Origin of the sequence: Streptomyces sp. NPDC005898 (assembly GCF_040629635.1) — a bacterium.
Taxonomy (GTDB): domain Bacteria; phylum Actinomycetota; class Actinomycetes; order Streptomycetales; family Streptomycetaceae; genus Streptomyces.
Genome location: NZ_JBEXWC010000032.1, coordinates 1 through 15945 on the forward strand (window position 1 = coordinate 1; position 15945 = coordinate 15945).

The following is a 15945-nucleotide window of genomic DNA, read 5'->3' on the forward strand; positions in this document are numbered from 1 at the left end:
TATTCGTAGCGGCGGGGCGGGTGGTTCTCGGTGTGGCGCACCCCCGCGGTGTAGCGTGTGGTGTGTGTTGTGTGCCCCGCTGTGGCGCCCGGGGGGGCGCCCGCCCCCCCCCCCGGGACCACGTGGTCGGGGGCGGGGGGATGATCCGGCCAAGTGCACCACATACGTGCGCCGGCGGGCGCGGGCCCGCGCCACACGCCTTGCCGCTTTCTCGTCCCCCCTGGCCACGGCCCACTGCCGCTCGCCCGGCGTCGTCGAACCCCTGTCAAGACGGCCTTGGCGGAACTGGTCAGCTGGTGGTGACGCCCTCCCGGAAGGCGCCGGCGGTTCCGCTCCCACCGCTGCCACCAGCCGTCTCTTCCCGGCCGCCGGCCGCCTCTGCGGGGGCGGGACGTTCCGGCCGCCGGTCACACGAGGCACGTTGGACCACACCAATACCTCTGGCATATGTGGCGACGGAATTACCGTGACCTGCGGATCTCCCCTTTCCCCTGACACAAAGTGATCAAATTTGATCGTATCTCAGCCTGTCTTGATAACAACGTAGGTTGATCATTCACGGTTGAGGCCCTCTCGTTGCGCGTGTAGCGTCGCCGAGGTCGACCGAAGAAGGTCATTTTCGGCCCATCCCGCCGAAACAAGTGCATCCAGCCAATTCCGCCTCGCCCCCCCTCCTGAATACTTTCGGTTTGTCCCACGCCAGAGAAGGGACGCACGGTGCACGCACCTCACGGGGAGCACTTTCCGCTGCTCCCCGCACAGTCGAGAACCTGGAACGCACAGATCGGCGACCTCACCAATCCCGTCTTCTCCATCTGTGACTACTTGGAGATCCGCGGCGCGGTGGACCCCGATCTCCTGCGCGCGGCACATTTACAGGTCGAGCGCGAAGCCGACGCGCTGCGCCTGGGAATCATCACGGTGGACGGCGAGCCCCGCCAGTTCGTGCACCCGGACCCGACTCCCCTGCGCTGGGTCGACCTGAGCGCACGGAGCGATCCGGCCGCGGCGGCCGCGGCCTGGATGGAAGAGGACGTCCACCGTCCGGTGGACCCGGTCAGGTTGTGCGCCGCCGCCCTCCTCAAGACGGCGGACGACCGCTTCCTGCTGTACTGGAAGGTCCACCACGCCGTCGTCGACGGCTGGAGCCTCGCGCTGATCTTCAACCGCGTGGCAGCCGTCTACAGCGCCCTGGCAGAGGGGCGGAGTCACGAGAAGGGGATGCTGCAGCCCTTCGAGCGGCTGCGGGAGAGCGAGGCCGCCTACCGGGAGGGCAGACGATTCCTCGCGGATCGAGCGCACTGGCACGGCAAACTGGCGGGCCACCCGGAGCCCGTCGGCCCCTCCCGTCGCCGGGCCCAGGTCACCGCGGGCCGACGGCTCCGCCACGAGCTGACGCCCGATCGGGTCGCCCGCCTGGGAGAGGTCGCGGAGAGCCTGGGCGTGACCTGGTCCGATCTGGCCATCAGCACGATGGCCGCGTACGTGGGCAGCACGATCCGGCTGCCCGAGGTGCTCCTCGGGCTCCCGACAGCCGGCCGGCTGAGTCCGCGGGTGCGCAACGCCGTCGGCATGACGACGAACATCCTGCCGCTGCGGGTCCCCCACGACGACGGATCGTCCCTGGCCGAGCACGCGCGACGCGTCTCGCGGGAAGTGCGCGAACTCCTGTCGCACTCGCGCTATCCCACGGCCGCGTTGTCGCGGGAGATCGCCGAACAGGGCGGCAGCGGACGGCTGTGGGCCGCGATGGTCAACGTCATGCTGTTCGACCACAAGCTGGACTTCGCGGGAGTCCCGGCGATCCAGCACACGGTTTCGCTCCCCCTCACCGTCGACATGACGCTCTACCTGATCCAGACCGCGTCCGACGGGACCATGGAACTCATCCTCGACACCCACCCCGACCTCTACAGCGCCGCCGAGACCGAGGCGCATCTGGCGAGGCTGCTCTCGATGTTCGACGCGATCGAGAAGGCCGGTCCGCACACGCCCCTCCACGCCCTGTGCCCCACGCCCGAGCGGCCCGGCGCCAGCGGGGCCGGTGCGACACGGCCCGGTGCGGCGACGGGCTGACCACGCGGCGACCCGAGCAGAGCCGAACCACGAACCGGCCGCGGCCGGCCCCGGACCGGGCCGGACCGGGCCGAGCCGAGGGCGGTGTGCCGCGAACACACCCCGCCCGTACGCGCCCTCGGCACACGCGCACCTTGCGTCGCGATCGGAAAGGAGGCAGGAGCATGGACGCGTCCGCAGGAGAGACGGCAGTCCCTCGTTCGTCCCGGCATCAGGAGGCCGCTGATCTCAAGGCAACGCTGAAACACCTGCGCACCGAGCCCCGGGGCTGGGTGTTCTCCCTCAAGCTGGCGCTGTGCGCCGCCCTCACCGGGGCGGGCATCGCGCTGGCGCTGCAACCGATCCTCTGGTGCCGGATCCTCGGCGTCATCCTGACCGGCGCCATGTTCGCGCACGCCGCGGAGCTCCAGCACGAGACGCTGCACAACCTGGCCTTTCGCAGCCGCCGGGCGAACACCGTCAGCGGCATCGTCCTCGGCCTGCCCATGCTCATCTCCTTCGCCGCCTACCGGGCCACGCACATGCGCCACCACCGCGATCTGGGCACCCCGATGAACCGTGAGTTCTTCGACTACGGCGACCAGTACGGCGCGCGGGGGGACCGCTCGCGACTCGCCGTCGCTCTCGACCAGGTCGTTCGCTTCTCCATGGCCCACCACTACGTGTTCTTCGTCGCGAATCTCGGCCGCTCGCTCCTGGGCAGGGACATTCCCGGCGAGAACGCCGTGGTGTCCCGCAGGATCCGACGGGACCACTTCCTCGCGGCGGCCGGCGTCGCCGCCTTGGGCGCACTGACCTGGTGGACGGGTCAGGCCGTGATCCTCTGGGTGTGGCTGCTGCCGCTCCTGCTCGTCGCCGCTCCGGTGCACGCGGTGATCGAACTGCCCGAGCACTACCAGTGCGAGACCCTCAATCGGGATCCCTTCGCCAATACCCGGACCATACGTTCCAATCAGCTCGCCATGTGGTTCACGAACGGCAACAACTACCACGTCGAACACCATTTGATGCCGAATCTTCCGATCGAGCGGCTGCCCGCTCTCCACACCGAGGTCCGGGACCGCATCCGGTACTTCCACACCGGATATCTCGACTTCTTCGTGAAGCTGCTCCGCAAGTGATCTCAAAAGGGGTGAGGGTCGTGGACGTCACTTATCGAATAGCCCGGACCGAGGCCGAACGAGCCGATGTGATCCTGCTGCGTGACGCCGTTTACGTGCAGGACCAGGGCCGGCTCGCCGACACGGCCGACACGGCGGCCACCTTCGACCGCTTCGACGGGACGGCCGAATACATCGTCGGCTACCTCGACGGCGCGCCGGTGGGCACCGTCAAGGTCGTCCCGGACACACCCTCGGGGCTGCCCTGCGACGACACCGTCGACCTGGCCTCGCTGCGGCCGGGAAACCGGCTGGTGGAGTTCGGCCACCTGATGACCCTGCCGGAGCTCCGGCACCGGGAGATCGGCATGGCGCTCATGCGCCAGGCGCTGGTCCACGCCGTCCGCACGCACGAGGCGACGCACATCATCGGTGACTTCTTCGTCGACGACACGGGCGGCCTGCGCAGCTTCTACCGGGACATCGGCTTCGTGGCGCTCGGCGAGCCGTACACGGACGAACGCTTCCAGGGCGCGCCGCTCAGCCTGGTGGCGGCCCTGGACGTGGCCGCCGCCGCGCAGGCCGCGCGCGACGACGTACAGCGCGGCAACCGCGTGCTGCAGTACTTCTTCGGCGACTACGACAGCTACGCGCCCACCGATCCGAAGGGGGCCGTGTATGCGCACTCGACGCCAGCGGCTGGCTGAACTGAAGGCGGCGCACAACCACCCCACCTACGCCAAGATGGCGTTCGTCATGGGCTGCAAGGTCCAGGACCGGGGCGAGGGGAGCCGCGTCAGCGACGACGAGGGACGGTCGTTCCTCGCGATGTTCGACCAGTACGGCAACCAGTCCTTCGGCTACTCCCATCCGCGGATCGTCGCGGCCGTGCGGGAACAGCTCGACACCGGGGTGCTCAACAGCACCAAAATCATGTTCGAGGACGTGCAGATACGGCTCTCCGAGCGGCTCGCGCAGCTCACCGGGCAGCGGCTGCCGTACTCGTACCTGGCCAACGGCGGCGGGGAGACGATCGACAACGCGCTGAAACTGGCCCGGGCCGCGACCGGCCGCCCCGGTGTCATCAGCGCCCGCGGCTGCTTCCACGGCAAGACCTTCGCCACCCTCAGCGCCTCCAACCGCCCCGAACACCGCGCGCACCTGGCCCCGTTCATGGAGCACTTCCGGCAGGTGGACTTCGGTGACACGGCCGAGTTGGCCGCCGCGCTCGACGACTCGGTCGGCGCGGTCCTGCTCGAACCCGTGCAGGCGGAGGCCGGGGTGATCGTGCCGCCGCCCGGCTACCTGCAGGAGGTGCGCAGGCTGTGCACCGAGGCAGGGGCCCTCCTCGTCCTGGACGAGATGCAGACGGCCTTCGGACGGTGCGGGACCTTCTTCGCCTACGAGCAGTCCGGCATCGTCCCCGACCTGGTGTGCTTGGGCAAGGCGTTCGGTGGCGGTGTGCTGCCCGTCTCGGCGGTGCTGGGCACCGAGGAGGTGTGGAAGGTCCTGCGGGAACTGCCCTCGACGTTCGGATCGAGTCTGGGCGGCAACCCGCTGTCGTGCCGGGTCGGCCTGGAGAGCGTCGCCATCGCCTCGGACCCCCTCTTCCTCGACGGGGTGCGGGAGAGGGCGCTGACGATCGGACACCGGCTGGCCGCTGCCGCCGAGCGGCATCCCGGCGTGCTCGCCGCACACCGCGGGGTGGGCATGATGCACGGCCTGGAATTCCACGACCAGGCCCTGGCCGGTCTCGTCCTCGGGCGACTGCTGGAAGAGGGCATCACGTCCACGTACTCGCTGTACAACGCGAAGGTGCTGCGGGTCCAGCCCCCCATGGTCATCGGCCTTGACGAGCTCGACCACTGCCTGACGGTCCTCGACACCCTGCTCGCGGAGGCCGACGCGCATCTGCGCGCGGTCGACGAGGGACGTGCCGACGGCTCCGGCACCGAACTGTCCCCGCTCACCCGCACCGTGTCGCTGCCGCACCCGGCCCACGAGGTGCTGGAGCTCCTGCACGCCCGGCCCCGCATCCTGGATCCCTTCGCCGCCACCGGCGAGGGGTCGACGGGGCACGAGGCGGAGTTCGCCGGACGGCTCGGGGCGGACACCGTGGTCTGGGCCGACCGCGCGGAGACCACCGCCCAGGGGGTCCGGCTGAGCGCCGAGGCCGGCTGGCTGTGGCGCACCCTCTGCCGCGAGGCGAGGGTCACGCCCGCCGCCGACGGCGGCAGCGTCCTGCACCTGCGCGTCACCTGGGACACCGACAGCGGCTCGTACGAGGAACTGCTCGGCGGCCGCATCGGCTTCCTGGCCGGCCGGGCGCTGACCGAGTGCGTCGCGGCGCTGCGGTCCGCGCTCGGTCCCGTGCGGGAGACCGTGTGACCCGCGCGCGGCCCCGTGCGGGCCGCCCCGCCGACGCCCCGCACGACGAGAAGGCAACAGCGGCAACGAAAGGCGAACCCGAAGTGAGCATGACCCTGCACGGCCTCACCGACCGGTACGGAGGCCACGAAGACGCCCGCGTGGTGGAGATCGACGTCTCCGGCACCCGCCGGGAGATGACGCAGAGCGATCTGCACGCCCTGGCGGCCGAGCGCGCCGGGCAGTTGACCGCCGCGGGTGTACGCCGGGGCCACCTCATCGGGATCAAGGCGGGCAACAGCATCGACTGGCTGGCCTGGGACCTCGCGGCACTGGCCACCGGCGCCCTGCTCAAGGCGTTCCCGGACTCCACGGAGGTGACCGACCCCGCGGAGTTCACCGCCCGGCACCGCCTGGCCCTGCTCGTCGCGGACGACTCCGTACCGCTCACGGCACCCACCGTGATCCGGCCGGACGGCGTCCCCGGGGAGAACGTGGTGCCGCCGAGCGCCGAGGTGTACGACCACGCGGACGTGCACAGCCTGGTCTACTCCTCGGGCACGTCGGGCCGGCTCAAGGGACTTCGCATCACGGCGAGCGGCACCGAGTACGTCATCAACCGCTTCATCGACAGCTACCGGATGACCGCCGCCGACCGGCACCTGATCTTCCTGCCGCTCTCCAACTACCAGCAGCGGTTGTCGGTCTACTGCTGCCTGTGGCTCGGGGCGGACCTGGTCCTCGCCCCCTACCAGCGCGTCTTCCAGGCCCTGCGCAAGGAGCAGCCGACCTTCCTGATCGGCCCGCCCGTCTTCTACGACACCGCGCTGCAGCTCAGCGCGTCGAGCGGCGCGGGCACCGGCCTGGGCGACTTCCTCGGCGGGCGCATCCGCTTCCTGATCACGGGAATGGCGCCGATCCGGCGCGAAACCCTCGAAGGGTACTGGAAGCAGGGGGTGTGCCTCCTTGAGGCGTACGGGCTCACGGAGACCGGCATGGTCGCCTGGAACACCCAGGACGCCTACCGCCTCGGCTCCGTCGGCAAGCTGATCGACCCGGAAGCGGTGATCTTCCTGGACGACGGCGAGGTGGTCATCAAGCGTCCGGCGCCGCTGAGCCAGGGCTACTTCGAGACCGAGGACGGCGCGCCCGAGGACTGCTTCCGCCCCGACGGCTCCATCCTGACCGGTGACTACGGCCGGCTGGACGAGGACGGGTACCTCACCCTGATCGGCCGCAAGAAGGACGTCATCGTGCTCGGCAGCGGACGCAAGGTGCACCCCGCCGAGATCGAGAGCGCGTTCGCCGCCGTCGAGGGCCTCAGCGAGATCATCGTGGTGCCGACCTCGCAGTCGGCCAGGCTCGGCGCGATCATCACCCCGACCGACCCCGCGGACGCCGACCTGCGCGTACAGCTCCGCAAGCGGGTCGAGGAGGTCAACGGCTCGCTCCCGCCCCACCAGCGCGTGATGTCGATGATCTTCTCCGAGCGGCCGCTGCGGTCCGACCCCGCCTTCATGACCGGCAACCTCAAGCTGAGCAGGGCCCGTGCGGCCGAGCACTTCGCCGCCACGATCTCCGCCGCGCCGGCGGCGGACCCGGCAGCGGACGAGGGGGGCCGGTGAACGAGCCGGGCGGGCCCGTGGCGGCCGTCGGCGCCGGTCCGCGGGCCGGCGGCTCCGGCCGACTCCTCGTCGTCGACGCGCAGGTGCAGCTCGGCAGCGAACTGGCCATCCCGCGCGCCTTCTTGGAGTACCAGGCCGCCAACGTCCACCACCGGCTCACCTCGTACGGCCATCGGACGCGGCCCTCGCGCACCCTGGAGCACATACTCGCCCTCCACCAGGACGACGAGGCCGACAAGTTGGTCGCCGAGATGGACGAGGCGGACGTCGACCAGGCGTTCCTGGTCGTCCCGGACTTCTCCGAGGTGGCGCGGTGCCGTCTGTCCCGCCCCGAACTGGCGGCCTGGCACGACCGGGTCGCCCGCCGCCACCCGGGCCGCTTCCACGTCTTCTGGGGTGTGGACCCGCGAGCGGGGCAGGACGGCGTCGATCTCTTCGAACGGTGCGTCACGGAGTACGGCTTCGCCGGGCTGAAGCTGTATCCGCTGTGCGGCTACTCGCCCAGTGATCCGCGGCTGGATCCGTACTTCGAGATCTGCGCACACCACGGCCTGCCGGTCCTCACCCACACGGGTCCGGGCTGGGGGCCCCTGGACTTCTCGTACGGCAGTCCCCTCCTGGTGGACCGGGCGGCCCGCGACTTCCCCCAGGTCGACTTCATCCTGGGGCACGGCGGGGTCACCCACGTCGACGAGGCGACCTATCTGTGCGCCCACCGGCCCAACGTGCATCTGGACATCAGCCAGTTCCACTCGGTCCTGGCCGCGGACGGCTGGCAGGCGCACCTGAACCGGCTGTTCCGCACGGGCATCTGCCACAAGATCCTCTTCGGTACCTGCTGGCCCTCGTACCGCCTTTCCGAGTCGCTCAGCGGCCTGGTCGGCGCGTTCGCCCCGGGCTCCCCCGCCGTCGCCGGACTGCGGGAGGCCGAACGGCGGCTGCTGATGGGCGGCAACAGCCTGCGCCTGACCGGCCGCAGGAAGCCCGCGGGAAGCACGTCCGAAGAGCCGCACCGCACACCACCACGACCCGACGACGGCGCGACGACGCACAGGAGTGGCCAGACATGAAGCCAGACAGCGCGGAACTGGAGAAGTCGCTGATCACATGGGTGGAGGAGTGGAACGCCGGGGAGACGCAGACCGTCGTCGACGCGGACACCAACCTCAGCCACACCGGTCTGCTCGACTCCATGGCGGTGGTCGGTCTGATCGCCCACCTGGAGGAGCAGACCGACACGACCTTCGACTTCGCCACCTTCGACCACAGCGACGGCGTCACCATCCGGGGCATCGTCCGGCACTGCGTCGGATGACCACCGTCTACGACGGCCACTGCCATGTGGCGTCCACGCGCTTCATCCCCCGGGCGTTCGTCGAGGACGTCGCGGGCAACGTCCGCGGCAAGCTCGCCGCGAGGGGCCCGGCCCCCTCGGTCGCCCGCATCGCCCGCGGCTACGCCGACCAGCATCAGGACCACCTGGCCGACGGCCTCGTCGCCGAGATGGACGCCGCCGGGATCGACCGGGCGGTGCTGCTGGTACCGGACTTCAGCCTGCGCATGCCCGGAACCGTGCCGCCCGCCGAGGCGGCCCGGCTCCACCACGAGATCCGGCTGCGCCACCCGGATCGCTTCTGGGTCTACATCGGGGTCGATCCGCGGCGCGGCCCCGAGGGGGTGCGGGCCTTCGCGCGGATGGTGGACGAGTACGCCCTGGACGGGGTGAAGCTGTATCCGCCCTGCGGCTACTCGCCCTCCGACCCGGATCTCTACCCGTACTACGAGATCTGCGCGGCCCTGTCGCTGCCCGTGTTCGTCCACACCGGGCCCACGGCGGCGAGCCTGGACTACGAGCCCGCCGACCCCATCAGAATCGACGCGGCGGCCCGCGACTTCCCCCGGGTCGACTTCGTGCTGGGGCACGCGGGGCTGACCCATGTGGACACCGGCGGCTACCTCGCGGCGTACCGGCCCAACGTGTACCTGGACATCGGCGGGTTCGCCAGTTCCCCGAACCTCCCGGACTGGCCGGAGCATCTCAACCGGCTCTTCCGGGCGGGCATCAACCACAAGATCATCTTCGGTACGGACTGGCCGCTCGGCCGCATGGGCGGCGGGCTCAAACGCCTGACCGACGAGATCCTGCACGGGCCGACCGTCTTCTCCGGGGTCTCCCGCACCGACCGACGACTCCTCCTGTCCGAGAACCTGCTGCGCGTCCTCGCGCCCGGCAGCCGCCCCGCCGGGCACCCGGTGGCCGCACCGCGCAACGGGGCCGCCGGCGCCACCGGCTGACGACCCGACGGCCCCGCCCGCCGCGCGCTCCGGACCGCACCGGCCGCCGTACCCGGTCCACAGCCCCGGACCCAAGACCCGGAACAGCCCTGCGGCGGGATCCGCCGGCCGAACAAGTGAGGTACTGAGCAATGGCATTCACCGGATCGGAAAGCGCACCGGCGTGCCACCGGCCCGCGGCCGGCGGCACGGCCCTGACAGATCTCTTCGAGGCCCAGGCGCTGCGCCATCCCCGGCGCACGGCCGTCAACCACGGCGGCGACCGTCTCGACTACGCCGCGCTCGACGCGCGCGCCAACCGGCTGGCGCGCGTCCTGATCCGGCGCGGCGCGGGACCCGAACAGCTCGTCGCCCTGGCCCTGCCGCGCTCGATCGACCTCGTCGTGGCCGTTCTCGCGGTCCTCAAGTCCGGCGCCGCCTACCTCCCGCTGGACCTGCACCACCCCGCGGAACGGCTGGCGGGCGTCCTGGCGGACGCCCGCCCGCTGCTCCTGCTCAGCCAGGACCCCCTCGACCTGCGCGCCGAGGCGCCCCGACTGGTTCTGTCCGCCCCGGAAACCACCGCGGAGCTGGCGGAACAGGACCCGAGGCCCCCGACGGACGCCGACCGCACCGCGCCCCTGGGCCCGGACACCGCCGCGTACGTCATCTACACCTCGGGGTCCACCGGCCGGCCCAAGGGTGTCGTGGTCACCCACCGGAACGTGGTCCGCCTCTTCACCCACAGCGCGCCCCACTTCCACTTCACCGAACAGGACGTGTGGAGCCTCTTCCACTCCTACGCCTTCGACGTGTCGGTGTGGGAGATGTGGGGCGCCCTCCTGCACGGCGGACGGCTGGTCGTCGTCCCGTACGACGTCAGCCGCACGCCCGAGCGCTTCCTCACCCTGCTCGCCGAGGAACGCGTCACGATCCTCAGCCAGACCCCGTCGGCCTTCTACCCCCTGATCCAGGCCGACCGGGACCGGCCCGCGCAAGGCGACCGGCTCGCCCTGCGCGCGGTCGTCTTCGCCGGCGAGCCGCTCGACTTCGCGAAGCTGGGCCCCTGGTACGAGCGCCACGCCGACGACGCGCCGGTCCTGGTCAACATGTACGGGATCACCGAGACGACCGTCCACGTCACCTACACGGCGCTCACCCGGGAGGACACCCTCGGCCGGCCCGCCGGCCGGATCGGCGCCCCGCTCGCGGACCTGTCGGCCCACGTCCTGGACGAGGCCCTGCGCCCCGTGCCGGCCGGTGTCACCGGCGAGCTGTACATCTCCGGGCCGGGTCTCGCCCGCTGCTACCTGAACCGGCCGGGGCTCACCGCGGGACGCTTCGTCGCCGACCCGTTCGGGCCGCCGGGCAGCCGCATGTACCGCAGCGGCGACCTGGCGCGCCGGAACGCCGAGGGCGCGCTGGAGTTCCTCGGCCGCGCGGACCAGCAGGTCAAGATCCGCGGCTTCCGCATCGAGCCGGGCGAGATCGAGTCGGTCCTCACCACCCACCCCGCCGTGAGCCAGGCGGCCGTCGTCGTCCGCGAGGACCGCCCCGGCGACCCACGCCTGACCGCCTACGCCGTCACCGCCCCCGGGGCCGGCGAGGCGGCCGACGACACCGCCGCCGAGCAGGTCGGCGACTGGGCGAAGGTGTTCGACTCCCAGTACGCGCGCACGCCCCGCGCCGACACCCCCGCCCCCGCCTTCGGCGAGGACTTCTCCGGCTGGCACGACAGCTACCTCGACGGCGCGCCCCTGCCCGTCCCGCACATGCGGGAATGGCGCGAGGAGACCGTACGCCGCATCCGCGCCCTGCGCCCCGGGCGCGTCCTGGAGATAGGCGTCGGCACCGGCCTGCTCCTGTCGCGACTGGCTCCCGACTGCCAGGAGTACTGGGGCACGGACGTCTCCCGGCAGGCCGTGGACCTGCTGCGCCGCGAGGTGGCGGCCCGGCCCGCGCTGGCCCCGCGGGTCCGGCTGAGCTGCCGGGCGGCCGACACCATCGGCGAGCTGCCCGCCGGCCACTTCGACGTCGTCGTCCTCAACTCCGTCCTGCAGTACTTCCCGGACCCCGGCTACCTCCACGACGTACTGACGCGGGCCCTTGCGCTGCTCGCGCCGGGCGGGGCCCTGTTCGTCGGCGACGTCCGCGACGCGCGCTCCCTGCGCTGCTTCACCACCGCCGTGGAACTGCGCCGCTCGGCCGCGGGCGGTGATGCAGCCGGGCTGCGCCGGGCCGTGGAACGGGCCCTGGCGCTGGAGGAGGAACTGCTCCTGGCGCCCGACTACTTCCACGCCTTCGCCCGGCGCCAGCCGTCGGTCGGCACGGTCGACATCCAGGTGCGCCGCGGCCTCCACCACAACGAGATGACCCGCTTCCGCTACGACGCCGTGCTGCACAAGACGACGGCACCGCACGCACCCGACCCGCACGAGGCGCCCCACCGGTTGCTCTGGACCGGCGATGAGGACACCCTCGCCGCCCTCACCGCGTACCTGGGCGAGCACCGTCCCGCGCAGCTGCGGATGTCCGCGATCCCCAACCGGCGGACGACCCGGGAGGCCGCCGCCGTCCGGGCCCTGGACGAGGGAGCGACCCCGGCCGAGGCGCTGGACCTCCTGTCGGCCGCACCGCACGGAATCGAGCCCGACGAGCTGTACGCACTCGGTGCGCGGCTCGGCTACCGGGTGGCGGTCGCGCCGTCGCCGACGGACGTGGACGCCGTCGACGTCCTCTTCTCCCGCGCCGACACCACGCTGCAGGCGTACGAGCCCGCCGCGGAGCCGGGCCCTCCGGCCGCCTACGCCACCCGCCCGGCGGCGGCCCGCCACGGCACACGGCTGACCGCCGCGCTGCGCGCGTACCTGCGCGACAAGCTGCCCGACTACATGGTGCCGGCGGCGATCGTGCTCCTGGAGCGGCTGCCCCTGACGGTCAACGGCAAGCTCGACCGGGCGGCGCTGCCCGCCCCCGCCGTCGAGGCCGGCTCCGGCCGTCCCGCGCGCACGGAGCTGGAACGCGAGCTGTGCGACCTGTTCGGCGAGATCCTCGGCGTCGCGGACATCGGCATCGACGACGACTTCTTCGCGCTCGGCGGCCACTCCCTGCTGGCCACCCGCCTCGCGGCCCGGGTACGGGCCGCGCGGGGCACCGAACTGCCCGTCCGCGCCCTCTTCGACAGCCCCACCGTCGCCCAGCTGGCCGACCGGATCCAGGACCGCGGGTTCGACACCGACACCCGTCCCGCGCTGCGGCCGGCCGACCGGCCCGACACGCTGCCGCTGTCCTTCGCCCAGCGCCGCCTGTGGTTCCTGCACCACCTGGAAGGACCCAGCCGCGCCTACCACGTGCCCTGGCTGGTCCGGCTGACCGGCGAACTGGACACCGGCGCGCTCCACGCGGCCCTCCAGGACCTGCTCGCCCGCCACGAAGTCCTGCGCACGGTCTTCCCCGACCAGGACGGGGAGCCCTGCCAGCGGATCCTCGACCCGGCGGACATCCGCGCGGCCCTGCCCGTGCGGCGCGTCACCGACGACGCGCTGACCGCCGCCCTCGACGAGGCGATCGAGCGGCCCTTCGACCTCGCGGGTGACATTCCGCTGCGCGCCCACCTCTTCACCCTCGGCCGGGGCCGGCACGCGCTGCTGCTCGTGATCCATCACATCGCCTGCGACGGCTGGTCCTTCGCGCCGTTGGCCGAGGATCTGATGGCGGCCTACGAGGCGCGCGCCGCCGGCGTGCGGACCGAGGACGCCCATGCGGCCGGCAGCCGGTCCGAGGGTCGTTCCGGGCCGCCCGTGCAGTACGCCGACTACACGCTGTGGCAGCGCGACCTGCTCGGCGACCCCGGTGACCCGGCCGGCCGGCTGGCCCGCCAACTCGCCTACTGGCGGCGGGAGCTGAGCACGCTGCCCGCGGAGCTGGACCTCCCCACGGACCGCCCGCGCCCCGCGGACCCCACGTACCGGGGCGCGACGGTGCCCCTCGCCTGGGACGCGGAACTGCACCGTGCGCTGGCCGAGCAGGCCCACCGCAGCGGCACCAGCCTCTTCATGGCGCTGCAGGCCGCCCTGGCCGCCCTGCTGACCCGGCTGGGCGCGGGACACGACATCCCCATCGGCTCACCCGTCGCCGGGCGCACCGACCAGGCCCTGGACCGGTCCGTCGGATTCTTCGTCAACACCCTCGTGCTGCGCACGGACACCTCCGGCTCCCCGAGCTTCCGCGAGCTGCTCCACCGCACCCGCGACACCGCGCTGGGCGCCTACGCGCACCAGGACGTGCCCTTCGAGTACCTCGTCGAGGACCTCAACCCGGCCCGTGCCATCGGCCGCCATCCGCTCTTCCAGGTCTCCCTGGCGCTGCAGAACGCCCCCGAACCCCGCTGGACCACCCCCGGGCTGGAGATCGACAGCGAACTCCTGCACCCGGGGGCGGCCCGCTTCGACCTGCTGCTCAACGTCACCGAGCGGCGGACGGCGGACGGCGCGCCGGACGGGCTGAGCGGCTTCCTCGAATACAGCACCGACCTGTTCGACCGGGAGACCGCCCTCGGCCTGGTCACCCGGCTGACCCTCCTGCTGACCCGGGCGGTGAGCGCCCCGGACACGCCCGTCGAGGCCCTGGACGTGCTGACCCCCGAGGAGCACCGCAGGCTGCTGGCGGAACACGCCCGGACCGACCGTCCCAGGCCCGCTACCACCCTGCCCGCCCTCTTCCGGGACCAGGTGGCCCGCACCCCGGAGGCGACGGCCGTGATCTGCGGCGGCGACCGTCTCACCTACGCCCGGCTCGACGCCCGTGCGGACCGGCTCGCCAGGCGGCTGAGCGCGGCCGGAGCGGGGCCCGACCGGCTGGTGGCCCTGGCCCTGCCCCGGTCGGCGGACATGGTGGTGGCCGTACTGGCCGTCCTGAAGACCGGCGCCGGCTACCTTCCCCTGGACCCGCGCCACCCGGCCGGGCGCATCGCCCTGGTCATGGCCGACGCGGCCCCCGTCTGCGCGGTCGCCACCGACGAGACCTCGGCACTGCTTCCCGACGGCGTTCCGGTGCTGCGTGCCGACGACGCCCTCACCGACGGCCCTCTCCCCCACGACGGCCCGCTGCGAGCGCCGCTCCCCGGCAACACCGCGTACGTGCTCTACACGTCCGGGACGACCGGCCGCCCCAAGGGCGTGGCGGTCCCGCACTCCGCCGCCGTGAACCTCGCGCTCTGGGCCCGGCGCACCTTCGGGCGCCAGGGGCTCTCCCACGTCCTGGCCGCCACCTCGCTGACCTTCGACGTCTCCGTCTTCGAGATCCTGTGCCCCCTGCTGTGCGGCGGCACCGTCGAGGTCGTCCGCGACGTGCTCGCGGTGGCGGAGCGCCCGGCGGGACGCTGGACGGGCAGTCTGCTCAGCGGTGTGCCCTCGGCCGTGTCCCATCTCCTCGGCCAGCACGACGTGGACCTCCGGGCGGAGACGGTCGTCCTGGGCGGCGAGGCGCTGCCCGCCCATGTCGTGGCGGAGGTGCGGGCCGCCGTTCCCGGGGCCCGGATCGCCAATGTCTACGGGCCGACGGAGACGACCGTCTACGCCACGGCCTGGCTGGGCGAGGACTGCGGCCACCGTGCTCCGCCCATCGGCCGCCCCCTCGACAACACCCGTCTCCATGTGCTGAACGGGCACCTCAAGCCCGTACCGCCCGGGGTGGTGGGTGAGCTGTACATCGCGGGCGCCGGGCTGGCGCGTGGCTACCTCGGCCGCCCCGTGCTGACCGCGGAGCGCTTCGTCGCCGATCCCTTCGGCGGCCCGGGCGAGCGGATGTACCGCACCGGTGATCTGGTACGTCGGCACCGGGACGGCTGCCTGGAGTTCATCGGGCGGACGGACGACCAGGTCAAGATCCGTGGCTTCCGCGTCGAACCGGACGAGGTGTCGGCGGCGCTGACCGGCCACCCCGGTGTCGGCCAAGCGGCCGTGGTCGTACGGGAGGACCGGCCGGGCGACAAGACGCTGGTCGCGTACTACGTGCCCGGCCGCGGCACGCGGGACGCGCCCTCGTCGGCGGAACTGCGCGCGCACCTGGAGCGGACCCTGCCCGCGTACATGCTCCCCGCCGCGTTCGTGGAGCTGGACCGGCTCCCCCTGAACGCGAACGGCAAACTCGACCGCCGTGCCCTGCCCGCGCCGGACACCGCGGGAACCGGGGCGGGGCGGGCCCCGCGCACGCCGGACGAGAAGGCCTTGTGCGACCTGTTCGAGCAGGTGCTCGGGGTGCCCCGGGTCAGCATCGACGACAGCTTCTTCGACCTCGGCGGACACTCCCTGCTCGCCACCCGGCTGATCGCGCGCATCCGGGCGGACCTCGACGCGGGCATCCGCGTCCGGACGCTCTTCGAAGCGCCCACCGTGGCCGTGCTCGCCACGCGCCTGCGCACAGAGACATAGACGCACATACACACATACACACATACACACCGAGAGCACACCCGATCCGCCCGGTCCCCGGGCTTCCGTCAC

General features: G+C 72.2%; 9 protein-coding genes. All 9 read left to right on the top strand.

The genetic code is table 11. From position 1 onward, the window contains the following. The first annotated feature begins 717 nt into the window (after positions 1 to 717). A complete protein-coding gene (locus tag ABZ385_RS29805) occupies positions 718 to 2076 on the top strand; it encodes a condensation domain-containing protein (protein ID WP_358913862.1) in 1359 nt (452 codons plus the stop codon). 164 nt (positions 2077 to 2240) lie between these two features. Beyond that, positions 2241 to 3197, top strand: coding sequence for a fatty acid desaturase (locus ABZ385_RS29810; RefSeq protein ID WP_358913863.1), 957 nt, complete (start codon positions 2241 to 2243; stop codon positions 3195 to 3197). 20 nt (positions 3198 to 3217) lie between these two features. Further along, complete coding sequence (locus ABZ385_RS29815) at positions 3218 to 3883, top strand: GNAT family N-acetyltransferase (protein WP_358582109.1); 666 nt, start codon at positions 3218 to 3220, stop codon at positions 3881 to 3883. Next, a complete protein-coding gene (locus ABZ385_RS29820) occupies positions 3855 to 5564 on the top strand; it encodes an aminotransferase class III-fold pyridoxal phosphate-dependent enzyme (RefSeq protein WP_358913864.1) in 1710 nt (569 codons plus the stop codon). The genes ABZ385_RS29815 and ABZ385_RS29820 overlap by 29 nt, the downstream gene beginning before the upstream one ends. A gap of 89 nt (positions 5565 to 5653) precedes the next feature. Then, positions 5654 to 7168 carry an AMP-binding protein gene (locus tag ABZ385_RS29825; RefSeq protein WP_358698352.1) on the top strand — a complete coding sequence of 505 codons (1515 nt, stop codon included), beginning with the start codon at positions 5654 to 5656 and terminating at the stop codon, positions 7166 to 7168. Then, positions 7165 to 8238 (top strand): amidohydrolase family protein, encoded by a 1074-nt coding sequence (locus ABZ385_RS29830; protein WP_358698346.1) that lies wholly within the window; start codon positions 7165 to 7167, stop codon positions 8236 to 8238. Before ABZ385_RS29825 ends, ABZ385_RS29830 begins: the two co-directional genes overlap by 4 nt. Further along, positions 8235 to 8483, top strand: coding sequence for a phosphopantetheine-binding protein (locus ABZ385_RS29835; protein ID WP_358582101.1), 249 nt, complete (start codon positions 8235 to 8237; stop codon positions 8481 to 8483). Before ABZ385_RS29830 ends, ABZ385_RS29835 begins: the two co-directional genes overlap by 4 nt. Next, positions 8480 to 9463 (top strand): amidohydrolase family protein, encoded by a 984-nt coding sequence (locus ABZ385_RS29840; RefSeq protein WP_358913865.1) that lies wholly within the window; start codon positions 8480 to 8482, stop codon positions 9461 to 9463. Before ABZ385_RS29835 ends, ABZ385_RS29840 begins: the two co-directional genes overlap by 4 nt. A 131-nt stretch (positions 9464 to 9594) precedes the next feature. After that, positions 9595 to 15873: an amino acid adenylation domain-containing protein gene (locus tag ABZ385_RS29845; RefSeq protein ID WP_358913866.1), complete on the top strand. Its 6279-nt coding sequence runs from the start codon at positions 9595 to 9597 to the stop codon at positions 15871 to 15873. The last annotated feature ends 72 nt before the right edge of the window (positions 15874 to 15945 follow it).